The organism is Chitinophaga terrae (ex Kim and Jung 2007) (assembly GCF_900107795.1).
Classification (GTDB): domain Bacteria; phylum Bacteroidota; class Bacteroidia; order Chitinophagales; family Chitinophagaceae; genus Chitinophaga; species Chitinophaga terrae.
The window spans coordinates 1-24,832 of record NZ_FNRL01000044.1 but is presented as its reverse complement, the minus strand read 5'-3'; the positions used below and the strand labels follow the sequence as shown (position 1 = coordinate 24,832).

The following is a 24,832-nucleotide window of genomic DNA, read 5'->3' as shown; positions in this document are numbered from 1 at the left end:
TTATTATTTGCCCATCCTCCAAAACTTCCCACCGACGGCGCTTTGCATGCAACATGACGCGCTGATTGCGTATGGGAAAATCCTGAATAACAACTTCTGAGAAGAATCCTTTAGAGTGAGCTTTCTTATGTTGATGTTCTACTGGAATGCTATTCTTTTCCTCCAGGTATATGTGAATACCTTCTTTGTCCTGATTTGAATCTATTAAGTCAAAATACTCTAATATTCCCGCTGGTAACAGCAATTCTACAAGTTTGCGAAAGTTCTGATCCACATGCTTTATTGGCTAATCCAATGCAAAAAAACTATTTTTATATTAATCCCCCAATTATTTAACTTGATCCCAGAAGGTCACATCGGAAAATGGTGTGACCTTTTTGTTTTCTGGATGTGCCTTGTCATGGTCTCTACTGAGTAGAGACGGGTTCGAGTCACGTTGGGTCCGCGAGGACAGAAGGTCACATCGGAAAACGGTGTGACCTTTTTTGTTTTCTGGATGTGCCCTGTTATGGTCTCTACTCAGTAGAGACGGGTTCGAGTCACGTTGGGTCTGCAAGGACAGAAGGTCACATCGGAAAACGGTGTGACCTTTTTTTTTGCGGATGTGCCTTGTCATGGTCTCTACTCAGTAGAGACGCGTTCGAGTCACGTTGGGTCCGCGAGGATAGAAGGTCACATCGGAAAACGGTGTGACCTTTTTTTTTGCGGATGTGCCTTGTCATGGTCTCTACTCAGTAGAGACGCGTTCGAGTCACGTCCGGGCTACGAAATCGTTGTAGAGTTCTCTGTTTATTTTTTTCCTGCTTGGATATAAAGAGATACCACTAACAATTGATATAAATGATTTGCAAGAAATAGTTTGTCTGTTCAAACTTGCTGGTACTATTATCTAAAAGATTTAGACTTACCTGATTTCTCTTTGAGCCCCGATAGGTGTCCTACTGGGGATGTTAGAAGATCTTTAATTTAATGTCATTAACCCTTTTGAATGTTCCCTACCCCTGAAAGAAGGGGTAGTCTTACAAAGGCAGTTGTGCTTTGCAGACATCCTTTTCTCTACCAGCAAATATTTAGAAAACTCGCGCAATGACCGGTTTTTCTTATTATAATTAATTCTTTAACAGTGCAAACAAGTTGGTATTGATATATAATATTTCCTTCCAGATACGCCTGGATTCTAAGACACCTATATTTTCCAATCCTTTCAGATATTTAGAGGCTGTAATTCTTGATACTCCTAACCGCTCAATTACATAATCAATTCTACAATAGGGCTGTTCAAATAATAATTCTATAAGCTCTTTATCATACAGCTTTTCTGCTTCAATTTTTATTTTCTCCTGTGTGGCAATAAATAACCTATTAATGTCTTTAATCTGATTAATTGTTTGCTTTGCAGTTAGTTCAATTCCTCTAAGTATATACAGTATCCATTCTTCCCATTCTCCGCTTATGCGTACAGTCTGTAACAAGCGATAATAGTCAGACTTATTCTTTATTATGAAATCACTCAGATATAATATCGGGCTATCAATCAATCCATGAATAATCAAATAAAGTACGTTGATGATTCTTCCTGTTCGACCATTACCATCATAGAAGGGATGAATACTTTCGAACTGATAATGTTGAACTGCCAGTTTAATAAGGGGAGAAAGATCGTCTTTATCATTTAAATATTCTTCCAGATTTCTCATCAGCTCCAGGATTGTATCATAGTCATCAGGAGGGGTGTAAATAACTTCTCCTGTAGCTCCATTACGTAATGCTGTTCCAGGTAATCTACGTATACCTGCATTATTTTCTTCCAACTTTTGTTGAATACTGACAATTGAGTTAGTGTTTAAAAAGCCTTTCTGCCTGATAAAACTAAATCCATATAAAACGGCCTCCCGATATCGAAGTACCTCTTTCGTGGCTGGATCAATTAAGGATGTATCAGCAGATAATGCCTGATAAAGTTTATCCTGGGTGGTAATAACATTTTCGATTTCAGAACTGGCACTTGCTTCTTTTAATATAACTGCATTGAGCAAAATATTTGGGTTGGGTAAAATATTGGCTAATCCTTTTAACTCCGCTAAAGCCACTGAGGAATTAACCAATTGCCTTAATATAGGCAGGGTTTCTATCATTGATCTTTCTGGAGGTAGTGGAATAAGATCATTATATGGCTTATCAGGTGTCATACATAGAAATTATACATGAGGTGATTGTCATGTAAAGATAGTTAACTTTTTTATACATGACAAGTATGTCATGTATAAAATATAATGGATAAACAATTAACTATCAATTAGATGATAAAATTCTCACTTAGATGTTTAAAGGGACTAGCTGGCTGATATATTATGATAAAGTGGTATATCTCATGTTTCAATACCAGATCAAATCTGGGTTAGATTTATATAAAATTCGATAGCAGCCCAGGTGCTACCTGATTTTAAATTGCATTTCACCAATAAAGGATTGAATTTTAGATAAATCATCTACTAGCTGGTTCGAAAGTTGTCCCTTGTAGCCCGCAAGGATAAAGGTCACATCGGAAAACGGTGTGACCTTTTTTGTTTTACGGATGTGCCCTGTCATGGTCTCTACTGAGTAGAGACGCGTTCGAGTCACGTCCGGTCCGCGACGATAGCCAAAGCCGAATACTTCCTCCAGCCTGCCTTAATCCAGGGGCAGCAAATGGAGCGAAGGGCGGGGCGAAATAAAATAGATACCCGCCTTTTCCATCGAGCCCGAGAAGCCCAAAGCTTGTGAAAACCATATTGATCGGAGAAACCGCTTCTTATACCGCAAAAACCAAGATCATGGCTAAACGCAAAGCCTATTCCTACCAGGTTTCTTTTTTTTTAGGCCCGGCCTGGGTAAAAGATGGAAGTAACCTGTGCTGGTGGTTGTCTTCTTTTTTGAGCAATCTGCCTGATTACTTAAAACTCAAAACCGTTGCTATTTCTTTGTTTTATTTCTTCTTCAGTTCGGGGCAACAATTTGTCTAACATTTCTACGGCTTCGGTTTGTACTTCCTCAATAAAAGGGCGTAAGTTTTTATTGTATGTTTCAAATGCCAATTCAAAATTTCCATTGTGCTGTTCAAAGGCATCTGCCAATGCCGTTGCACCAATTATGGCTAATGAACCTCCCATTCCTGCTGCCGGGGAAGCGCAATAACCTGCATCGCCCACCAATGCAACACGTCCTTTTGTCCATGAAGGCATTTTTATCTGGCAAAACTTATCAAAGAAAAAATTGGGTGCATTCAATAATTCGTTTTGTAATTCGGCAGTTCGCCAACCCATTCCTATTTTCGCCAACTATTCCCCGAATTGAAACTGCATACCAATAAGATCGTAACCGACCAGCAAGGCGTGTATACTGCCGGCGGGGCTATATCCAGCTTAAACCTGGTCCTGTATATTATTGAGAAATATAATGGCCGTGAAGCCGCCTTGTATTGTGCCCGGGTGTTGCAGATCGACATCGATCGCAATTCCCAAACGCCATTTATCATATTCGAAGGCCTGAAAGATCACAAGGATGAGGTGATACGCAGCATTCAAAAGTTCATCGAACAAAATATCGGCGACCGGTTAACCGTAGAACAGCTTGCACTGCGCAGTGCCATGGACCGCATTAATTTTACCCGGCGCTTTAAAAAAGCTACACAACTATCGCCTGCTGATTATGTACAGCGGGTTAAAATGGAAAGCGCTAAGCGGCTTTTTGAATCGACCAGCATGCAGATCAACGAGGTGATGTATGAAGTTGGCTACATCGATAGCAAAGCTTTCCGCGAAACCTTTAAAAAAATTGCAGGAATGACACCGGGCGATTACCGAAATAAATTCAATAAGATATCCTGACCGAAACCCTGTTTTACCTTTTTATTGATGATAGAAAGGAAGACTAATCCCACCTTCTCCATTAGTTAAACCCAAACACACCTATCCAATAACCAGTTGAATATAAATAAGTTAAAACTTTGATCGGCTTTTGTTCCGGGTTTGTTCCCACTTTTTATGTATTTGCATTTGGCGCCTCATATAACCAATAATAGATTTGAACCCACCATAAGAGCAGCGTCACTTTATCCTCTTTAATATTCCACAATTCCACTTTAAACATTCCACACATGAAAAAAACAAAAACTGTATCATTCCTGCTTGCCATCATTTTTGTGCAGGTCGGGTTATTGAGCTGTGAAAAAGAATGGCATCCTAATGGTCCCGGCAATCCGCATCATCCCGGTGATCCCGTTGTTACAACCAGGCGGTTTTATATTGACAACAACGGATCCGATTCCAGTGATGGACTCTCGCCCAATACCGCCTGGAAAACGCTTGCCAAAGTAAACTCGACAACCTTCCAGCCGGGCGACTCCGTGCTGTTCAAAAGAGGGAATTCCTGGACAGGACCGCTGATCATCAAAAGTTCCGGGTCCGCTGACGCCAGGATTACCTTCGGAGCCTACGGCTCGGGCGATAAACCCCGCATCGTTGGTAATAATAGTACCCTGTCGGCAGTTCTCATCCAGGATGCCAAATATCTTACGTTCGAAAACTTTGATGTCAGCCATCCCAGGGCGGTTCGGCCGCCAGACATTTCCCTGTGTGGTATTTATGTAGCCCTTGCCACTAACGGCGTGTACCCCGGCATTGCAATAAAGAACAATCATATACACGATGTGGAAGGTATGCCTATTACAAACCGGCATATGCAGGCGGGTATCTTTGTCCGTTCCAACTCGGCCCAGGCGTATTTCGACAGCCTGCGGATCGAGGGCAACAAGCTGGAGCGCTGTTCTTCAAGAGGAATTATGATGGGCGACGGAAGTAATAAAGACACTACCTTTTACAATAATAATATAGTGATCCGCCAAAACGTGGTCGACAGCTCCGCCCTGGAAGGCATCATTGTTTATACCTCCAAGAACGTGCTGATAGAACATAACAGGGTATTGAACGCCGGCGCCTATACGCTTGGAGTGAACATGAACATAGTACTGGCCGGCTTATGGGGAAGAGGTAAGAATATGACCATTCAGCATAACGAGGTCGCCTATACCCGGCTTACCAACCCTGTGCCCTACACGTCCATGGACTCGGAAGCATTTGATATTGACCTTGGCACACCGGGGTATACCATCATCCAGTATAATTATTCACATGATAATGAAGGCGGGTTCTTTTTACACATGGGCGATCCCGGACCGGATTTCACCTATGGCATTGTTCGGTATAACATCAGTCAGAATGATGGCAACGGCTTCAACAACAGGGTATTTGAATTACATCCACACCCTAACGGAAAAGTAGTTCCTATACATATTTATAATAACACCATCTACAACACTACCAAGATCGGGGTGCTCGACAGGGCCGGCGGAACAGGCGTTCATCCTGGATTGGAGTTCAGGAATAATATCTTTTATTCACCGGTGCTACAGTTCGACGACCAGGCCAATATCCTGTATAACAACAATCTTTATTACCAGGGACTCAAAGCCGCAAGCGACAGCAATGCCCTCACAGCTAACCCGTTGTTAGTGGCTCCCGGCACAGGCGGTAGCGGTATTAACACAGTCAACGGGTATAAATTATTGCCTGGCTCTCCCGCTAAAGGAGCCGGTGCTTTAATCAGCAACAACGGTGGCTGGGACTTTTTCGGACGTTCCGTTCCTGCTGCTCAGCCTCCGGCAATTGGCGCAGCTGAAAACGGAAATTGATCATTCATAAAATGATAATTCCTTCTTCCAATCGGCTATCGGGTTCGTAACTAAGTTGATCAGGCTGCAGCTAACTGAAATGGTTATAACACGCTTTGGCAGATTGGAAGGAGGATTTAGTTTGCCAATATATCTCCCCGCAGGTTCGTATCTGTACCTGGGTGCAAAAGAATAGTGCATTTGCTATTGTACCTCCTTGGTTCAATATAACAGCTTGTATTTTCATGATCTGTTAATTGAGCGCACTGGCCGGCATGGATTACCGAAAGCCAGGCAATTTTTTGGAATGGATTTGGTCACTATACTGCCTGCGCCGATGACCGAGTTTTCTCCAATGGTTACGCCAGGTAATATAATCACTCCTCCTCCAATCCAAACGTTATCTTCAATTTTAACCGGTAAGGCAAAGGTGCGGAAATAAGGAATACCTTCGCTTTCTGTCCAACCTTCTACCAATCTCTCCTGCTTCTCTACAGGATGGGTGGCAGTATAGATCTGTACATTAGAAGCGATCAACACATTGTTGCCTATCTCGATCTTATTACAATCTACAAATGTGCAATTGATATTAATAATAACATTATTCCCGATAGAGATGTGCTTACCATAGTCACAATAGAATGGGGTATCGATATTCACATTATTTCCGATCCTGTTAAACAGCTCCGACAATATTCTTTTCCGGTTGAAGTCATCAGTACTGGCTGTAGAATTATATTCGCGCGTACGCTCCCGTGCCTTATGTATAAGCGCCTTGATTTCAGGATCAGAGGTATTAAACAATTGTCCATCGAGGCATTTTTCTATTTCGGATTTCATTTCAGGTATTTATAGCTCAAAGGTAAAAGCCTTTTGACAGATCTTTTTTAATCTATCTTAAAATCGGTTCTTTCCTCTTAAATTACTTAAATACTGCTGGGTGATGCCAAGATACGATGCGATATAGCCTAAATTCACGCGGTTTAAAAGAGAGGGATTTTCCTGGCAAAATTTTTCATAACGTTCTTTTGCTGTAAGATTTAACCTGTCCAGCCGCAACGTCTGCATTTTAAATAGCACATCCTGATGAATTACTCTTCCCCAGTTGGCTAATTCTATTTCTGTTTCAAATAATTTTTCAAGGTTTTCAATACTGATTGCAAATATGGTAGCGTCTTCCAGCACCTCTACAAACTCATAAGCGGGTTTATTGTAATAAAATGAGGTAGAGGAGAAAGTGATATCCCCTTCACAACTAAACCAATTAGTCACTTCTTTTCCATTCACAGAGAAGTAAGTACGTGTACACCCGTTTTCAATAAAATAAACATAGTGATCCTTTATGCCAGGTCTTGTAAGCAAATGTCCCCTGGCATAATTTCGTTCTTCTAAATTTGCTGTTAGAATATGGAGAGAAGTATCTGAAACTTTGTAATAACGCCTGATTCCCGCTGTAATATTGCTGATATTCAATATTGAGACTTTATTTCAAAAATAATAAAATTATTCCCTTAAGTCAACCCGTCTGCCGACCATGGGTATGCCTCAAAATTTTTGGTTATATGCTCGATATTGAATTCGTCAACCAACACACCGTTATCTTAAAATGAGCCATCAAAAAAGAAATCCTCATTCCCCCTACTGCCCAACCGGCCAGTCATCGGTCCGGAAAGCGCCGAGAGGCAATCCTTCAGCAGAAAAAATATTGCCAATTGCAGTATTGGAGAAACTATATCTCACTGCTTCAGGCTTTTCTACTTTATTACTCCATACGATCAGCGCATCTTTTTCAACTTTTGCAGATGCTTCGTAGAAAACATGATCCGCTCCCGCTATATACAAACTAACAGGCGCTTTACCATTGATCTTAAGAGAAGTAGGTACGTTGCTGAAATGAAGTATCGCTTTGTTCTTGCTGATGCTCATGTCTTTGAATGCCGGGCTTTTCCAGGCAAAACCCGTTTTGCCGTAATTCTCGCCAAGGGCCCAGTTGGCCAGCCTGTTGCCAACTGTTCTTTTATCCTGTGGATGAATATCTTTTACATTCTCTGTTACATCGGATACTACTACCATCCCGGTTCCCGGAAGTGCGCTGCTGCGGGCCTGCGCCTCGCGGAGCAATGCAGCCTTGTTTTCCTTATCGTAATTGAATGGCGCTATTTGTACATAGTAAAAAGGCAGTTGTTTATGCCATACATCGCGCCACGACTGTATCATACTGGTAAATAACGGCGTATAGGTTTCGGCGGTGTTTACGTTGGCTTCTCCCTGGTACCAGATAACGCCCTTAATATTGAAATTGGTGAGCGGCGCTATCATTGCATTGTAAGCATAACCAGGTTTATGCGGCCACCAGGCGGCTGGAACCAGTTTTGTCGCGGCGGCAGACAATTCAGGTTTATCAGTTACAATATGTTCAGGAGCCCATACTTCTGCAGGCGTTCCTCCCCAACTGGCATTGATCAGGCCAACCGGTACGCCTAACGTTTGCTGAAGTTTCTTCCCGAAAAAGTACCCTACTGCACTAAAAGGTTTCAGGCTGTTGCTGTCGCAAACCTGCCAGCTTCCTTCACAGTTATCCTGCGGATATAAGGCTGTTGTTTTAGGTACGTTGAACAACCTGATATTGTTGTTGTTGCAAACAGGCAGCTCCTCCTTTATTTGCCGGATGCCGTTATAGTAGCTGAACTCCATGTTCGATTGTCCTGAACATAACCACACTTCGCCGATGAGGATGTTTTTTAATACAATCTCGTTATCTCCCTTCAGTCTTATCTCGTATGGTCCGCCCGCCGCGGGGGTGCGTACTTTCAAAGCCCATTTTGCGTCGCCGCTGGTTGTGACGGTTGCAGTTTTGTTATCCCAGCCTGTAAATACCGTAATTTTTTCTGACGGGTTTGCCCAACCCCAGATGGTAACGCTATCGTTTTGCTGCAATACCATGTTATTGCCAACCAACGCCGGCAACCTGATTGCAGCATGTAGGGCGGCAGAAAACAACAATGCTATGCTGTAAAGGAGAAGTTTTTTCATAATCGCGCTTAATTCTTTGGGAGGTTAAATATAATATCCATACCCAAGAAATGAAAATGCCGGAATGATATTTATTATAGCAAGATCGCTTTGCACCGTTACAGCGGATGAATAGCATATTGCTGCCCTTTCTTCATTGTTACAGGAAGTACAAAATCATCACCCTCCTTTTTCGCCCTGGCTGTATTTACAGCAAACGCTGTGCTGCTCCTAAGTTTGCAGATTCCATCGGCATTTGCGGTGATCGTAGCTTTACTAAGCTTCCCTTCCGACCATTGCATATCTACTGTAAACCCGCCCCGGGCTTTCAGGCCTTTTATCTCTCCTTCCTGCCAGGCAGATGGCAACGCAGGCAAAAGATGTACTTCTCCCAGATGGCTTTGCAACAACATTTCCGTCATCCCGGCTGTTCCGGCAAAATTGCCGTCTATCTGGAACGGAGGATGCGCGTCAAAGAGGTTAGGATAAGTACCACCACCTCCTTTTCCATCCGCTCCTGAATAGTTCAATAACTGGCGAATAAGTTTATAGGCATGATCCCCATCCAGCAAACGCGCCCACCAGTTGATCTTCCATCCACGGCTCCAGCCTGTACCGGCATCGCCTCTTATTTCCAATGTTTTCTTTGCAGCCGCAAAAAATTCAGGCGTATGATTCTTTGATATCTGCCTTCCGGGGTGTAAACCAAACAGGTGAGAAACATGGCGATGCTGGGGATCTGTTTCCGCAAATTCCTTATACCATTCCAGTAACGCGCCATTGCTACCTTTTCTCATCGGATACAGGTTCTTTCTTACTTCCGCTAACCGGTTCCGAAACGACTGATCCCTGCCTAACGCATCAGAGGCTTCTATTACGTTCGTAAAAAGATCCCAGATGATAGACATATCCATTGTTGTAGCAACCGAAACCGCCTGGCCGCGTCCTTTCGCATCGCGGAATTTATTTTCCGGAGAAGTAGAAGGCGCTGTTACCCAATAACCGCTGCTATCCTTTACCAGCCAGTCGAGGCTGAACAAAGCCGCCTGCTTCATGATGGGGTATGCTTCCTCCAGGAATTTCCTATCCCGGGTAAAGGCATAATGCTCCCACAAATGCTGGCAAAGCCAGTTGCCGCCCATATACCAGTTGGCCCACACCGGATCGCCTGACCCTAAGTCTCCTACCGGGTTGGCACAACCCCAGATATCCGAATTATGATGCGCTACCCAGCCATTGCAATGATAGAACTCCCGGGCTACACGGGCACCGGTAACGGAAAGTCCCTTTAGCCATTGCAGCAACGGAATGTGCATTTCAGATAAATTCGTGCTCTCCGCCGGCCAGTAATTCATCTGCGTATTGATGTTGATAGTATAATTAGAACTCCAGGGCGCCCGCAATTCTTTATTCCAGATGCCCTGTAAATTTGCAGGAGGGCCTCCCGGCCTGGATGAAGAGATCAACAGGTAACGGCCATACTGGTAGTATAAGGTTTCCAGAGCAGGGTCATATGCGCCCTCCGAATAGGCTTTTAACCGTTTGTCGACAGGCTGCAGGCTATTGGTATTAGATGTGTCTTTCAAGGTAAAAGAAACCCTGTTGAAATAGCGCTGATAATCTTTCAGATGTTCCTCCTGCAATTGAGTATACGACCGGCCTGCCGCGCGGTTGATGAACGAAGCTGCAATAGCCTCCTCGTTTTTCCCTTCTTTATCCGGGCATTTATCGAAACCATTAAAACTGGTAGCGGCAGATAAGATCAACACCACTTCAGTAGCATTCTCTATCCGCAGCCCCGAGGTATCAGCTTTGATACGGCCTGTATTGCAAAGGGCCCTGATACGGCATTGGAACCGCATGCCGTTGCAGCCCGTTGTATCTTCATAAATAACATGTTCGCGGCCTTTAGGATTATAATAACTGGGATCTACATGCGCCGGCGCTTTCCCGCTCATGACCAACTCTTTACCTGCCTTTGCAGCCAATGTATAATGCAACGGGCTTTTTAATCCTGCGGAAAGATTGATAGCATTGGGCACACTGGAACGCAGACGAATGACCATTACATTACCAGGCGCAGAACAGAAAACTTCCCGCGTATAGTCAACCCCGTTAACAGTATAACGGGTAGTAGCCGTCGCTGTTCTGATATCCAGCTCGCGATGATAGGCTGTAGTGACGCCGCCGTTGAACGACTGCTTCAACAAAAGATCACCTAGTGGCATATACGATTCGGTAAAATAGCCCTGCATCTTTTTGGCCAGCTCGTTGGCCTTTGAATAGTCCTGGTCTTTCAGCAGCGCCTCCCGTATGCGCGGAAGATATTGAAAGGCATCCGGGTTTATCTGTTGCTTTACCGGGCCGCCGCTGTAAAGCGTACTTTCGTTGAGCTGGATAAGCTCTTCTTCTACCCGACCGAAAACCATTCCGCCTATCTTGCCGTTCCCGACAGGCAAAGCCTCTACCCATTCCACGGCCGGCTTATCGTACCATAAAGACAAACCCGATTGCGCATTGGCAGGTTGTATAGCAGCAAGCAACCAAACAAAGGACGAGACAACAGGAATATATACAGCAATTCTTTTCATACATGAATAATTATAACAAGATCAGTGAAAACTTATTGATCTTTTAAAATATAAACTCGCCGGTTCTCATCAAAATAAAAGCAAGGCTTAATAAATATGCCATTCCCAGATACCATTTACGCCACCTAGTATCCTGATCCGTAAATAACGGGCTTTGATATTCAATTTGTCTGCATGCGGCGACTTCACAATAACCTGCTGATGACCGCCGGATGGTCTCCATGTTTTACCATCGGCAGAATACTCCAATAAATATGCATGTCCGGCGGTTGGACGAACAAAATACACTTCACTACGTTTGAGGCGTTGCAATTTTCCCAGGTCCGCAATGATCCAGGGAGTTGAGTCACCCATCGCAGCCATCCACCTCGAACCATTTGCTTCATCAAAGGCAAACCGGGGATCAAAAGACTCTGTTCTCCTGAACAAAGAGTCCTTATTGGGTTTTATGACCAGGTCAGGGCGCACACTTGAAGTTCTTGAATCAACAACCTTTAGTCTTTTTTCATAAAGCATCGGGCGAAGCGCGCCTACACCTTCAAGCGTTAAATCAACCGGGCGAATAGTGCCGTCTTCATTAAACTCCAGCTTATTCACATAGGTTTGGCGATTGGTGCTTCCCCTGCCAAATTCCAGGTAAGCAAAGTAATAATTATCAGTGCCCGGCACATTAAATACACAACCATGCCCTGGCCCGAAGATCTGGCGCTCATAGTTGGTAGTGGCTATAATATCATGCTCCGGAAATTCGAAAGGGCCTAATGGCGATGTTTTGCTCATCCCATAGGCATATTGGTATTTTTCGTCGCCACCCAGGGTATAGAGATAGTAGTAGATCCCTTTTCGTTTAAAAAAGATGGGGCCTTCTGAATAACCTTGCCGTTTCGTGGAAACCTGGATAATGGAAGCAGTATCAACAGATACCATATCCCTATTCAGTTTCGCCGCAAAGCGCCGTTGCCAGAAAACATAAGGCTGCCCGTCATCATCTGTAAACACTTCGGCATCTATGCCAGCAGGTCCTTTGGCATCTTTCGACTGCAATAACGTTGCAGGGGTAAAGGGCAGATAAAAATTCCCGCCGCCTTTTGCCAGTTTAAATGGGCCATCAGGAGAATCGGCCACCGCAGGATACATAAATCCATTCACTGTCGGGTAAATGTAATACCTGCCATTTGCAGCAACAGCCTTGCTTGGCGCCCAATACTTCTGCCCAACTGCCGCAGGAAAATAACTGCCTGAAAAGCTCCAGCGAACGAAATCTTTCGACTTCCATACAACCGGCGGACCTGAGGTTTTTAAACCCTGGTCGTACCCATCTGTTGTGGCATAACAATAAAAAGTTCCGTTGATCTCCTGTATGCTGGCGTCAGCGATCATATCAGGCACCAGTGCATTACCGAACGGATTTTGATTCCGAACGTTTGCTGAACTGTTGTAGTTAAGAAGTTTGATGGCTGTTTCCCTGGATATCTCTATTACAGTGCCATGCGACATTTTCAGATCTGTTACTTCCCTTTGCCAGTTCTTCAGATCCCTGCTCATAAAAACAAAAGCAGAATCGCTTCCAAAAGGATCTGTGAATATGCAATACCGGCCATTAACTTTCAATACGGAAGGTCCCTCATCGCCTGTGGATGGCTTAATGGGACCATATTCTTCTCCCCATTCCCCTTCCGGCGTTTTCCCGGTGCGATAATAAACATTCGGCACACGGCTGTTATCGTCTTTTTTATAGAAGATGATGTATCTCTTTCCTTCCTTATAGATAAAGGCATCTATCGGTCCATTGTTGCCAGGAGCGCCGCCTGCCGGTAAACCGTTCCTGAATAGTATTTTAGGGTCGCTGAATGCATTGAAATCCTTCGTTGTCACATAGTATATCCTGCCTTCTGATCCCATTTTTTTCCAGGGTCCCACATTCGACGACCAATAGATCATATACTCCCCTTTTTGGTCGTTGAAAAAAATTTCCGGCGCCCAGCAATTGTTCGTACTGTCAATATGCTCTCCAACAGGGATAGTTCTCTGTTGTCCCCAATGTATCAAATCCCTTGACTCCGCATAACCAATATCTTTGCCTTTCCAGCCGGAAGTCCAAACCATCCGGTAAACTCCGTCCTTGCCCTGATGAATGCCCGGATCACGCATTAACTTTTCCGATCCCACCTGTGGTACGATTACAGGCTGCCCCCGTTCAACTGTTCCCAATGTATGCCATCCGTACTCAAAGCTAAATAGGCGCCTCCTGCCTGTTTGGTAAAATAGGAGAAGAGCAGGAATTTCTTTGCGTTAAGATCAATTTTATTGCTATGCAAATAGTTGGCAGTCTCGTTTTTATTTGAATTACGCTGCGCATTCACCTTTACCGATAGAGGTAAAAGAATGGCAAACATGCCAAGTGTTTTGGCTATTTTCATCCTGGTAGTTTTTCTTTATTTTGAAGAAGCAAAAAGCCTCACAATACGTAGAAATTAATTTACAACATTCGTTCGCGCTATGAAAGGACTTTTATCACATTTGCGTATGTCAGTTCATCAGAAGTTCTTTCCGGCAGGGAAACAACCAAACCATTTTCATCTCTTTCAAAGGTCAGTGTTTGCTTTGTTGGTAAAAACTCTATTCTTTGAATTTCCTTTGTTAAATATTCGCTGTTCTTTTTAAGGCTTTTTATAACTAACCGGCCATTGTCGGGCCATCCCATAGCCGTTGCATAAAGTATATCTCCTTTTGTTACAAACCGGATATCTTCATGGGTAAAGGGTTTTCCTTTGCCTTCGTTGAAACCTTGCGCGTTCAGTACAGCGGCGGATTGCTGAGCCGGCCCCTCGCCAAATATTTTCCAGGGTCTTGTTCCATAAATACTCTCGCTGTTCAGCTTCATCCATTGGGTTATTCCTTCAACTACCTTCCTTTCTTTCTCGTCGATAGTTCCGTCGCCACGAACCGGGACGTTCAGCATTAAATTCCCATTCTTGCTTACTACATCAACCAATGTTTGTATAACTGTTTTAGGTGTTTTATACCGGTCGCGGTTATACGCATCGCGGTTGTAATGCCAGTCGCCGATGCAGGTATCAGTTTGCCAGGGCAAGGGTTGAATTTCATTGGCTTGTCCTCTTTCAATATCCCATACCATGGCTTTGCGTTGGTTCTCGTCCAACATCTTTCCGTTGATCACGGCCCTGAGTTCTCCGTGGTCTTTTATGCTCTTGTTGTAAAGGTGAGCGGCAATGCGTAAACCCGCATCACTAATGGGCCAGAACGGAAGCTGAGAATCATCAAAATATATTACATCAGGATCGTATTTATTGATAAGGTCTATGGTGCGGTTATAAAACTTTTCGATATAGATTTTACTTGGCGGATAAACGCCATTACCCCACATCCACTGTTTATGAATAGCGCCATCATTCCAGCTGTTTTCGCTCAAAGGATGGTTTTGTTCGTACAATTCCTGCGGATCCAAACCATCCCACCATTTCCCTTTACCATCTGCCTTTGTCAGCTTCCCATCGTAAGGGATACCGGCATACTGTCCGTGCTTATCGGAACGTTGCGCCGATTCGTACCAGCGCCAGGCATGTGAGGCATGAACGCTTACTCCGAATGGCAGCCCGTTATTTTTCGCTGCTTTGGCCCATCCGCCGATGAGATCCTTTTTAGGCCCGATCCTGGTTGCGTTCCAGTTTTTCTGGTATTTGCTGTTATAGAGATCAAAATTGTCGTGGTGATTGGCCATAGCCATAAAATATTGTGCACCCGCGTTTTTGTACAAACTTACCAGTTCCTCGGGGTCCCAATTCTCTCCTTTCCATTCATTGATCACATCCTTAAAACCAAATTTAGATGGATGACCATATTTTTCCAGGTGAATTTTATATTTCACCGATCCTTCCTGGTACATTTCCCTCGCATACCAATCGCCCGATTCCGGCTGGCATTGAGGCCCCCAGTGCGCCCACATTCCAAACTTGGCATCCCGGAACCAATCCGGTGTTTTGTAATTCTGTAATGATTCCCATGTAGGTTTAAATGGCCCCCTGGCCATAGGTTCGCCCGGGGACCCAGGTCTCAGAAGATCGCCGCCCAGGGCGGGAGATAACCATATCGAAGGCAATGCGGCTGCCATTCCTTTTATTAATGTTCTGCGTCTCATTTTTAAATTTACGCTTTAAAAATATTCCTGTTTCTTTCTTTATCAATAAATATTTGCATAGGAGCTTACAAAGAGGAAAGGACAGTAGCAGGAATACTACTGTCCGTGCTGGTATGATTCCACGCAATGTAATCAGAGCAGTCCTGTCTCCAATTACACTATAGCTTCACGATCTTTCTGGTAATAAGCACGCCACGGTTCTTCACCTGCAAATAGTACAAGGTATGCTGGCTGTCTGCTGCTTTAACCGCAGTAGCTTCATATGACGAATCCGAACCTTTTTCCAATGGGATCCTGTAGGCTATGCTATCGCCATTGCGGAAAAGGAGCAGACCTTTATCGAACGTTGCAACAAACATATTGCCCCGGGAGTCTGCTTCAATATCTTTAACAACAGACCTAAGCTGCTCCAGCTTTTTTGCAGGATTATAATAATAAAGAAAGGAAAAATTATTGGACAAACTTTGGTACACGCAGGCCCCTTGCCTTGTGCCGATCCAAAGGTTTCCCTGCGCATCTTCACTGATAGCATTGATCCAGTTATTGATCAGTGAGCGGTTGTTCTTGAAATTATTTCTAAATATTTTGAATTCGTATCCGTCATAGCGGTTCAGCCCGTCGTAGGTTCCAAACCACATGAAACCGTTTCTGTCCTGGTAGATGCACCTTACAAAATTATTCGACAAGCCCTGATCAATCCCCAGGTAGGTTCTTACCGGGTTACCGGCAAAAGATGCAGACCAGGTAAGGAATAGAAAGAACGCCACTACGCGCACGAATTTCTCAAAAAACACTTTCATATAACATAGCTATTGCCAATAGTTGTTGCAACTAAATGCCCCTTTGCTTCATCAAGTACCCGGATTATAGGCAATCGAAAAATAGATGGTCGCGAAACTTATAACGTGTTAGAACATCATTGCATCAGTCATTCAGAACGTGGAACATTTGTTAAATACTCCTTACAATATAGGTGAAAAAATGTAAAACATGAAACACCGGGCGGGGAGAAATAATTACGCAAATAGTAAGGCAACATGCTTATCCAACATTTATTCGTCAACGCTCTGCATGATCGTTGGCCCGGGACAGTGAATAATAATACTTACAAAGAGGTTCATTCCTGGTATCAGAATTCCCTGCTTAGCTTCAATGCAGTGTCCATAGCTCCGTGAATAAACCCGTATTCCAGTTCAGTGTTCATCGCTTCGCCTATAAAGAAAATAGTATTATCAACCGGTGCGGCAGCCATTTCCCTGGCGTTGCCTTCGCCCGGCGCCGGGAAGCTGTATGTTCCTTCAATAAACGGTTCATGGCCCCAGTCATGGAACACGGCGTCTTCTAATAAAGAGGTTACATCTCTATTAACAAGTGTAGAAATTTCTTTCAAAATTTCCTGCCGGTATGTTTCAGGGTCTTTGTAGTATTTATCGGCGAAGCGGCCCATGAGCAGCGATATAACAACGAAATAAGAGCCCATCTTTTTCTGAAGATAATAGGGGGCGAATTTGTTATTTACAGAAGGTGCATCCAAAATGCTTTCTTTAAAGAACAGGAAGAACTTAAGTCCTGTACCCATGCCTATTTCCTGGAATGCCGCTCTTTTTTCAGGAGGCAATGCGGGGATAAACTGAATTTTTTCCTGTTGTAATTGTGAGAGAGGCACGCTGATTATCACCTTGTTGAAAACATGCTCTTCTCCTTTTGCCGTTATTATGGCTGCATGATTATAAGCATACCTGATGCTTATTACCGGCGTACCGAGCAACACCCTATCCCGGGGGATGTCCGAAAAGTAAGAAGATATGAACTCATACATGGTACGGTTTACCAGCTGGTAGTCGTCCGGCGTAATGGAGTCAATCAATTTCACATATTCAATGGAAGAAAAGCGATCCGCAGAGGATGCCATATCAATGAGCGAAGCTTCCATGTAGCTTTCCAGCAACGGGTCGTCGGAGTACTCTTTTATACTTACGGATAAGGATTGATCGGCGGCAAATGTTTTTTGGGCTATATAGGTTATAAAATCGTCAAAGATGGCAGGGACAGGAATGCCTTCAAGGATCTCTTCATCTATCGTATAAGGTTCGTTATGCTCTTTTAAAATAGAGGTAAGCGAATTTTCCTCGTCGCCTACCTGGTGCAGCCATTGGGCGCCCAGGTCAATTTTCTGACCACAGCCTGCGCCGCCTTTAATCCTGCCTCCCAGGCGATGTTGGGCTTCAAACAGTGTAACATCATAGCCCTTCAACAGCAGCAATTTCGTCATACACAGGCCAGATATGCCGCCGCCTATTACGGCAATCTTTATTTGCCCTTTATTTTCCATATCGTTTAGTTACAGACCGCAAGATAGGCGATAAGGAAGTTTGTTAGATCTTCACCATATTCTTTTCAATGTTTTGCCTGGTAGAATCTGCAAGTCCGTCTTTGTGCAGCATTACAGAAATTGCCTTCATCCTGATATAAGGTATGCTCAGGTACATAAATCCTTCTCTCCCTGCCTTGGGGCCCCAGGAATTCTTTGTCTTATAATAAATATTTCCCCGCTGATCTTTTACCCTACCGGTGATGTGCATAAGGTGATCGTCGGTTGTCGCAAAGTTCTCGAAAGCGGCTTGCCTCATTTCCTGGGTCACTCTTTTCTCGGGGCAAATGTCCGTTCTGATCAATTCCCTGTCTTCATCTCTTTCAGGCAATACGCCTATTCCTTCCCCCACGAAGAATGTAGGTTCGGTACCATCCAGGTCGAGGGCCAGTGAAAAGCCCTGGTCCAGGGCGTGATCTATATTAGCGATCAGTTCGTACAGAGGCAGGTTATAATACCGCTCATAGGCCCAGTTAGCCGGTATGCTAAGTACGAAAGATTTATAGAAAGGAACATGGGAAAAAGAAGTGATGGTTACATAATCTTCAGGTTTTAACTGAGTATAGGCAAGAAAACCAGCCGGCGTATATGTTTTTCCCTGGTATTCAAACACGGAAGGCGCTTTGCCCAGGAAACTGTCCAACACTGCTGGCAGCTCTGTTCTCCAGGCTGCGCCCAACTGGTTCCGGGGGTCGGCAAATTTCTTCGCCCGCTTTTCCAGCTCGGCGAACATTTTGAAATGGTGTAATATCCATGATCTCATCTATACTAAGTTCTTCTTTATGGAACAGGGTAATAAGCGTTCGATAAACGGGCGGCAAAGTCAGGGTAAGTTTCTCCAGGATCTCCGCTCTTTCTTTGCGGGAAAGCCGCTGGCTTACATCCAGCGTTTCCGGATTAATTTCCTGCCAGGGTATATCCTCGTCCGTAGCTTCATTGCCTGGCGCCAGTGTTACCAGTTCCTTTCTTCTCCTTAAATGATCGATACAGGTAGTATAGCTGATTTGCCCTACCCAGGTAGATAATTTGCATTGAAAGCGGAATTTAGGCAGGTATCGGAAGGTTTTCAGGTAGATATCCTGGGTGAGATCTTTCCGGGCTGAAGGCTCGGTGATCAGTTTAAAGACGATGTGAGCTACAAGCTTTTCAGTACTTTGGATCAACAGTATAGCGGCATGGCGGTCTCCTTCCATGATCATTCTTATCATGTCCTGGTCTGAAAGCATAGCTGGTCGTCTTGGATCCATGCTAAGAAGAGACGCGGCATTTCAAAAAAGGTTGCAGGAATTTTTAAAATTTACCGGTTTGGGGTACAAAGGGCAGGGTCGCCTTCCGGAGGAGAGGCGACCCTGGTATTTATAAGTTAGCTGAGCGGGTTTGCCTTGCAGGCGTTTATCAACACACCACCCTCTTTTCTTTCTATTTCAGGTGTTAGTCAATAAAACAGCCGGTTACACTTGCATAGCCGCAGGCATAATAATAAGCTGTGCTATACATTGAAGAAGCGGGTACTGCATTACCTGCGGAAACCCAAACGGTAAGCTGTCCGCCGCAGTTATCGTAAAATACAAAGGCCATCTGTTTGCGGAAGTATTCGCCTTTCAGGTTTTTAACTTCAGCGGTTGAAGCCTGGTGATCACCGGACGTTGCTTTCATTTCTACCTTTGTTACCAAAGGCTGGTCTTTTTTCGGGTTTGCATCTTTAGCGTAAACACTGGTTCCAATAACCGTGCACATAATTGCCATCAGTAAATATTTCATATTTTATGTTTTTAGATAAATGAATAATATGGTTTTAATATTCAGAATCAGAGGGTGGTTGTGATTATTGTTAATTCTGAATGTAAAACTCGGATGAAATATTTAGCGGAGGATGTGGGAGTTGATATTCGGGGAGCGTGGATCGATATTCGTAGTGTCTGAATGGATATTCGAGTGGGGGGGGGAACACAATCTTTTAAATACTTGAATTAAAGCGGTGCAGCAACACCGCTTTAATTTGGGCCCAAGAGTTATCGTTTATTCCGGGTATTTCCGTTGCCCTACTCTTTAATCGATACCACTATGAGTTCTTCCAGCTTAAATGCACTTCTCGCAAGCTTCTTCTCGCCGGGCATAATAAACCGAAAAGGTCCCCTGTTCCCCGGCAAAGGTTGCCCATTCACCTGGTCGGCGATAATAGCTACATTATTGGTAAAACTGCTGTCCAATTCGGCTAATGAATAAGCTACCTGGTAACCGTCGGCACATCTGATCAATAAACAGGTATTGAGGGTCGTTTTATTCAACTGCTTTCCTACGGGCGCACCGGCAGCTTCCAATACCGCCTGCACAGGCACCCCTGAAAACGTATAGTCCTTACCGTCATGTTCTTTTATTGTTGCTGTTGCGCGTGGCATACGTTGAAGATCGGCAGCGGATAATGTCAATTCAGTTTTTACAGATCCTTTTATCTTTAACACAGGTTGTTATTGGGCCAGCAAACAGAAAGGCGAGATCAATAAAGAAAGCAGAAGAAGCGGTTTCATAACTCCATTTTATCGGAAAGATAAAAAGAGATAGTTAAAAGTGGAAATTTTCAAACGAAGAGGGCGGAATGGGATTCCGCCACCCCGCGTTTATTAATGTGCTTCAACATATTTTTTAAAATTATTCAGGATCGCCTGCCAGCCTGCCTCCTGCATTTCAAGGCTATGCGTTCCTTCTGCTTCAAATACAGTGGTAACAACTGTTTCATTTCCCTGTTTCTCAAAAGTAGTGGTCACTCTCCTGGTATCATCAAGCACATATTCCAACAGTTTATTCGCCTCCACTTTCTCGTAAGTTCCGCTAAAGTCGAAAGAAAAACTACCATCCTTGGCAGCCATATGGTGCACAAATCTTCCTCCTACTTTCAGGTCATTTTTGGAAGAAGGGGTATGCCAATCATCTGATGCATTATTCCAGTTCACAATATGTTCGGGCGTATTATAATATGCCCATACCTTTTCAACAGGCGCGTTAATGGTAGTCCCAATGGTGATTGTAGGTTTTGTTGCGGTTGTCATAACGATATATTTTTTGATAGTGAGTTAATTTACATTGCAAACTTAAAACCGCGATGATAATTGGTCAATGGGAAAACGCGACAAACAGGAGGAAATTTGCGACATACTTTCAAAATGGTTCACTGGCTAATAAAGCCCTTGTATAATCAAGACCTGTTTCATAAATAGCCTCCAGTTTTCCGAACTCAAACATTCCGAACCGGCCCAGCTCTATTGGTTCTACAAAGTAGCGGCATAGCGACTTGTTTTTTACTACCCGTTCCCTGATCGCCAGGTGTAAAGTGCGTTCGAGATTAGATAAAAATCCGCTGCCGGGATTGTAAGGAGTGAGTGGATTTACATGAACGCCAATGATATCTTTATACTGGTTGAGCAAGGGTTCTACCGGCAGGTTGCTGGATAAACCGCCATCAACATATTCGATGCCGTTAATGGTGACCGGCGGGAATAACATAGGCACTGACGATGCAGCCAGGATCGCCGGCACTAACGGGCCTTCGCTGAATATTTTTTGTTCCCCGTCGATGAAGTTTGTCGCCGTAATGTGCAAAGGCAACCGTAATGATTCGAAATCTTTGCTCCTCAAGGTCTGATGTAAAACGTCTTCCACTTTCTTTAACGAAAGCAAACCACTTCTCCAGTTCCGCCATTGCATTGAAAGGCCCAGCTTTGTTTTGCTGAATATTTCCCTTATTTCATCTACAGTATACCCGTCACAGATGAACGCGGCGGCGATTGAGCCGGCGCTGGTAGCTGCGATTACTTCCGGGTATATATTATTTTCCGAAAATGCTTTTAAAACTCCCAGGTGTGCAAATCCTCTTGAGCCGCCTCCTGATAGCACAAAAGGCCGGCGAATTATTGTTGTCATCTCTCTCAATCCGGCTTCTTTACATTGATCTGTAATAAATTGCTGCTGCCCTTTGCAAGTAGCTTTGTTCGGTCTTCATTCCATATTTCGCATTGTACATTTGCCATCTGTTTACCTTTTCTTACAATACTGGTATCAGCAATGATGGTTTCCCCTTTTTTGGCAACTGCGAAATAATCTATTACATTATTAATGGTCGTATAATAATGTTGCTCATTCAGCGTAAACATTGTAGCGCCGATAATGTCGTCCATAATTGCTGCGGTAACGCCGCCATGCAATACGCCGGAAGGGTTCAGCATTTCATCCCTGACCACGTAACTGAATGTTAGTTTGCCTGTATCGGCTGCTAAAATTACAGGGCTTAACCATCTCATAAAAGGCGAAGGAGAAGCGGAGAACTCCTGGTTTATATACTGTTTTAAAACGGCTAATTGATCGGTATAATGCATATTAAGCTTGGTATATTAACGTAAGCTACAAAATTGTTTGGATAGAGGGTAGTTATTAAAACGCCAGCATAATGGTTCTTCACGTGCCGCATTTAAAAATAAATTTCTGTAACTTAAAAGTTACACGTATATTTATGTAACTTTTAAGTTACACATCATGAAACGTGACATTCGTATTAAATGGTTCTTTCCCCATCCCGTTGAAGAGGTATGGGAATGCCTGACCAATCCCGAGCTGGTCAATACCTGGCTGATGAAAAATGATTTTAGACCCGTTGTCGGTCATCATTTCCAATTCCATGCCCGGCCATTGCCGAAAATGGGATGGGACGGCATTGTGTATTGCGAAGTATTGGAGCTTAAACCCAACGAACGGTTAGTATACAGTTGGAAGGGAGGTCCGCGCCCGGGAGTGATCACGCTTGACACGCTCCTTACCTGGACGCTTGCACCCGTTCAGGGAGATACAGAAATGATATTGGAACATACCGGGTTTAAGGGCATGAAAAATATGCTATCAAGTATATTCATGGAGAGGGGTTGGAAAAAAGGCATCACACGCCGCTTCGAAAACGTGCTAAAGGAACGGGGATATGAGCAGGCTTAATTACGATCCGTTCCAGGCAATTGCAGATAATAACCGGCGCCAGATCCTGATGATGTTATCTGAAAAAAGCCTTTCTATCAACCTGTTGGCAGACCAGTTTGACATTAGCCGGCCCGCGGTTTCCAAGCATATTAAGGTACTGGAGGAAACAGGCTTTATCAGCATCCGGCAGGAAGGTCGTGAACGGCTCTGTGAACTTAACTCTGCTGGTTTCGATGCTGTACGGGAATGGCTGACTTATTATGATCAGTTCTGGAAACGAAAATTACAAAACCTGGAAGCATTGTTGGAGCAACGTAAGAAGGGAAAAAAGGGGAGATGACGACTCCAATCTTTGGAGCTGTTTGGAAAGTGAATTAAATAATAAAAAATACATTTATTGTAAATTTAAATTTACATTTATTGTAAATAAATGTATTTTTGCTTTATCAATTTGTTGCCATGTATATTGAAGATGAATCCACAGGAAATCAAATAACAGTTGAGATTGATAAGGTTATGGATAACGATTATGATATTATAAAAGAATTGGGCAGGTTTGATTTTGACTGGGACGAACTCAAGGGGGAATTGGTTTATAAATTAGTTCTTGTAGGCACAAATGATATTGAAGGTCTTATTGCAATAATCGATCATCCTGAAGAAGGCTTTCGTTATTTAGAGGTTAAGTTAATAGAATCAGCAAAAGAGAACATTGGAGCTAATAAAAAATATACCAGAGTTGCCGGAACGCTTCTTAGCTTCGCTTGCAGGGAAGCTTTTCGAAAAGGTTATTATGGTGCCGTCTTTCTAATACCGAAGACCAACCTGGTCCCGCTGTATATCAAAAAGTATGGTTTTAAAAACATCGGAAGAGGTCTTTGGTTAGATATTGATGCTTCACTCGAACTAATGAGCAAATTTCAGTAAAACTAGTTGAGTTATTGGATAACCAGTATAACACATAGGAGGTTAATTATGAATCGCGATAGAAAATTGAAAAAACATTCTCCTGACGAAATTGCAGATGCACATATTTTATCAAGGGATTTAAGTGAAAAGGAAAGAGCTGAAATTCTTAGAGAATTTGGTGAGGAGAAGAAAAAGGCAATTTCCAATCTCTCTAACGAAAAGAGAATACTTTCAGCAATTCTTCAGTTGAGATTTGAAATAGAGGACTATTTAAAAAAGAGCGTGTATAATAAAGAAATATCTTTTAGCTTTTTTTTGAAAGAATATATTTCGCGGCTTCAGTTAAAAAATAAGGATTTTGCGGAGCAAATTGGCCTAGAACCGTCAGAGCTGAGTCACATTCTTAGTAGTCACAGAAAACCCAATGATAAAGTATTGATCCGGCTTGAACTTCATTCCAATAAAAATATTGACGCCCTTCTATGGTATAAGATTTTGGAGAAAGATAAAGAATATGAGTTATCAACAAACTACAGGCTTCGGGAGGAAGAAAGACCACATGTTAAACAATATTTTTCATTTTCTTTTTAGCTTATTTCTTGACCACTCGGAACTCCAACCCGTCTCTACTCAGTTGAGACCATGACACGGCACATCCAAAAAACAAAAAAGGCCACACCGTTCTCCGATGTGACCTTGATCCTCGCGGACCGGACGGGACTCCAACCCGTCTCTACTCAGTAGAGACCGTGACGGAGCCATTCTATTTTAGTAAGTTCTTTTCATCATTAGCTAAATATTCAAAATACCGTCGATTTCCACGTTTTAAAGACTTTTCTCTAATTAAAGCAGCATGTTTGGAGTCACACTTTTCCAAATATACAGGTATCCAAGGCCGCTTTCCGGCGGTATACTTACTTAATCCGCCATTATGTTCCATAAGCCTTCTTTCAAAGTCTGTCGTATATCCTTTATAATAAGAACCGTCAACAGTGCTCTTAAGTATGTAAACAAAATGTTCCACAATAATAGTATTTAAGGTTAACAAAGACTTACGTGCATGGGAATAGTGCTCGGGATAATAAATTTAAAAAAGGCCACATCTTTCTCCGATGTGACCTCGA

The 24,832-nt window shown here is 43.4% G+C and carries 26 protein-coding genes; 6 read left to right on the top strand and 20 right to left on the bottom strand.

From position 1 onward, the window contains the following. The 3 genes from BLV62_RS28690 to BLV62_RS26905 all read right to left on the bottom strand — a co-directional run. Positions 1-274: ISAon1 family transposase N-terminal region protein (locus BLV62_RS28690; RefSeq protein ID WP_211118338.1), on the bottom strand; the 274-nt coding region annotated here is incomplete at its 3' end. 835 nt (positions 275-1,109) lie between these two features. Beyond that, complete coding sequence (locus tag BLV62_RS26910; protein WP_089766056.1) at positions 1,110-2,189, bottom strand: Fic family protein; 1,080 nt, start codon at positions 2,187-2,189, stop codon at positions 1,110-1,112. Positions 2,190-2,933: 744 nt separating this feature from the next. Further along, on the bottom strand, positions 2,934-3,317 hold the full coding sequence (locus BLV62_RS26905) for an FAD-dependent monooxygenase (RefSeq protein ID WP_225889720.1): 384 nt from the start codon (positions 3,315-3,317) through the stop codon (positions 2,934-2,936). 12 nt (positions 3,318-3,329) lie between these two features. Between BLV62_RS26905 and BLV62_RS26900 the strand changes: the two genes are divergently transcribed. Both BLV62_RS26900 and BLV62_RS26895 read left to right on the top strand, forming a co-directional pair. Further along, entirely contained in the window at positions 3,330-3,866 is a 537-nt protein-coding gene (locus tag BLV62_RS26900) for a GlxA family transcriptional regulator (RefSeq protein WP_089766054.1), read from the top strand. A gap of 269 nt (positions 3,867-4,135) precedes the next feature. After that, positions 4,136-5,728 (top strand): right-handed parallel beta-helix repeat-containing protein, encoded by a 1,593-nt coding sequence (locus BLV62_RS26895; protein ID WP_089766052.1) that lies wholly within the window; start codon positions 4,136-4,138, stop codon positions 5,726-5,728. A gap of 222 nt (positions 5,729-5,950) precedes the next feature. On the opposite strand, the gene BLV62_RS26890 is transcribed toward BLV62_RS26895, so the two are convergent. The 16 genes from BLV62_RS26890 to BLV62_RS26815 all read right to left on the bottom strand — a co-directional run bounded on the left by BLV62_RS26890 (position 5,951) and on the right by BLV62_RS26815 (position 22,210). Continuing rightward, entirely contained in the window at positions 5,951-6,547 is a 597-nt protein-coding gene (locus BLV62_RS26890) for a sugar O-acetyltransferase (RefSeq protein ID WP_089766050.1), read from the bottom strand. Positions 6,548-6,604: 57 nt separating this feature from the next. Next, on the bottom strand, positions 6,605-7,180 hold the full coding sequence (locus BLV62_RS26885) for a Crp/Fnr family transcriptional regulator (RefSeq protein ID WP_211117993.1): 576 nt from the start codon (positions 7,178-7,180) through the stop codon (positions 6,605-6,607). Between the two features lie 165 nt (positions 7,181-7,345). After that, positions 7,346-8,740 (bottom strand): sialate O-acetylesterase, encoded by a 1,395-nt coding sequence (locus tag BLV62_RS26880; RefSeq protein ID WP_089766048.1) that lies wholly within the window; start codon positions 8,738-8,740, stop codon positions 7,346-7,348. A 98-nt stretch (positions 8,741-8,838) separates the two neighbouring features. Further along, positions 8,839-11,310 carry a glycoside hydrolase family 95 protein gene (locus BLV62_RS26875; RefSeq protein WP_089766046.1) on the bottom strand — a complete coding sequence of 824 codons (2,472 nt, stop codon included), beginning with the start codon at positions 11,308-11,310 and terminating at the stop codon, positions 8,839-8,841. 87 nt (positions 11,311-11,397) lie between these two features. Beyond that, positions 11,398-13,479, bottom strand: a complete 2,082-nt coding sequence (locus tag BLV62_RS26870) for a family 43 glycosylhydrolase (RefSeq protein ID WP_139170413.1) — start codon at positions 13,477-13,479, stop codon at positions 11,398-11,400. Positions 13,480-13,490: 11 nt separating this feature from the next. Continuing rightward, a complete protein-coding gene (locus tag BLV62_RS26865) occupies positions 13,491-13,730 on the bottom strand; it encodes a hypothetical protein (RefSeq protein ID WP_089766043.1) in 240 nt (79 codons plus the stop codon). 77 nt (positions 13,731-13,807) lie between these two features. Further along, on the bottom strand, positions 13,808-15,469 hold the full coding sequence (locus BLV62_RS26860) for an alpha-L-fucosidase (RefSeq protein ID WP_089766041.1): 1,662 nt from the start codon (positions 15,467-15,469) through the stop codon (positions 13,808-13,810). Positions 15,470-15,627: 158 nt separating this feature from the next. Then, on the bottom strand, positions 15,628-16,269 hold the full coding sequence (locus BLV62_RS26855; RefSeq protein WP_089766040.1) for a ligand-binding sensor domain-containing protein: 642 nt from the start codon (positions 16,267-16,269) through the stop codon (positions 15,628-15,630). A gap of 329 nt (positions 16,270-16,598) precedes the next feature. Beyond that, complete coding sequence (locus BLV62_RS26850; protein ID WP_089766038.1) at positions 16,599-17,801, bottom strand: flavin monoamine oxidase family protein; 1,203 nt, start codon at positions 17,799-17,801, stop codon at positions 16,599-16,601. Between the two features lie 43 nt (positions 17,802-17,844). Continuing rightward, positions 17,845-18,099 (bottom strand): C1 family peptidase, encoded by a 255-nt coding sequence (locus BLV62_RS28880; protein WP_258522453.1) that lies wholly within the window; start codon positions 18,097-18,099, stop codon positions 17,845-17,847. A 346-nt stretch (positions 18,100-18,445) separates the two neighbouring features. Then, on the bottom strand, positions 18,446-19,066 hold the full coding sequence (locus BLV62_RS28875; RefSeq protein ID WP_258522452.1) for an RNA polymerase sigma factor: 621 nt from the start codon (positions 19,064-19,066) through the stop codon (positions 18,446-18,448). A 205-nt stretch (positions 19,067-19,271) separates the two neighbouring features. Next, on the bottom strand, positions 19,272-19,601 hold the full coding sequence (locus BLV62_RS26835; protein ID WP_089766033.1) for a hypothetical protein: 330 nt from the start codon (positions 19,599-19,601) through the stop codon (positions 19,272-19,274). Between the two features lie 281 nt (positions 19,602-19,882). Next, a complete protein-coding gene (locus BLV62_RS26830) occupies positions 19,883-20,302 on the bottom strand; it encodes a molybdopterin-dependent oxidoreductase (RefSeq protein WP_089766031.1) in 420 nt (139 codons plus the stop codon). Between the two features lie 159 nt (positions 20,303-20,461). Beyond that, positions 20,462-20,887, bottom strand: coding sequence for an SRPBCC family protein (locus BLV62_RS26825; protein ID WP_089766029.1), 426 nt, complete (start codon positions 20,885-20,887; stop codon positions 20,462-20,464). A 109-nt stretch (positions 20,888-20,996) separates the two neighbouring features. After that, entirely contained in the window at positions 20,997-21,758 is a 762-nt protein-coding gene (locus BLV62_RS26820) for a patatin-like phospholipase family protein (protein WP_089766028.1), read from the bottom strand. 5 nt (positions 21,759-21,763) lie between these two features. Further along, complete coding sequence (locus BLV62_RS26815) at positions 21,764-22,210, bottom strand: PaaI family thioesterase (protein ID WP_211117992.1); 447 nt, start codon at positions 22,208-22,210, stop codon at positions 21,764-21,766. Positions 22,211-22,367: 157 nt separating this feature from the next. On the opposite strand from BLV62_RS26815, the gene BLV62_RS26810 reads away from it, so the two are divergent. The 4 genes from BLV62_RS26810 to BLV62_RS26795 all read left to right on the top strand — a co-directional run bounded on the left by BLV62_RS26810 (position 22,368) and on the right by BLV62_RS26795 (position 24,299). After that, complete coding sequence (locus BLV62_RS26810) at positions 22,368-22,817, top strand: SRPBCC family protein (RefSeq protein ID WP_089766026.1); 450 nt, start codon at positions 22,368-22,370, stop codon at positions 22,815-22,817. Further along, positions 22,804-23,139 carry an ArsR/SmtB family transcription factor gene (locus tag BLV62_RS26805; RefSeq protein WP_089766025.1) on the top strand — a complete coding sequence of 112 codons (336 nt, stop codon included), beginning with the start codon at positions 22,804-22,806 and terminating at the stop codon, positions 23,137-23,139. The genes BLV62_RS26810 and BLV62_RS26805 overlap by 14 nt, the downstream gene beginning before the upstream one ends. Before the next feature lie 119 nt (positions 23,140-23,258). Next, positions 23,259-23,726, top strand: a complete 468-nt coding sequence (locus BLV62_RS26800) for a hypothetical protein (protein ID WP_089766023.1) — start codon at positions 23,259-23,261, stop codon at positions 23,724-23,726. Positions 23,727-23,774: 48 nt separating this feature from the next. Then, positions 23,775-24,299: a hypothetical protein gene (locus BLV62_RS26795; RefSeq protein WP_089766021.1), complete on the top strand. Its 525-nt coding sequence runs from the start codon at positions 23,775-23,777 to the stop codon at positions 24,297-24,299. A 172-nt stretch (positions 24,300-24,471) separates the two neighbouring features. Here the strand turns inward: BLV62_RS26795 and BLV62_RS26790 are convergent, their stop codons facing one another. Beyond that, entirely contained in the window at positions 24,472-24,732 is a 261-nt protein-coding gene (locus BLV62_RS26790) for a GIY-YIG nuclease family protein (RefSeq protein ID WP_089766057.1), read from the bottom strand. Positions 24,733-24,832 lie beyond the last annotated feature (100 nt).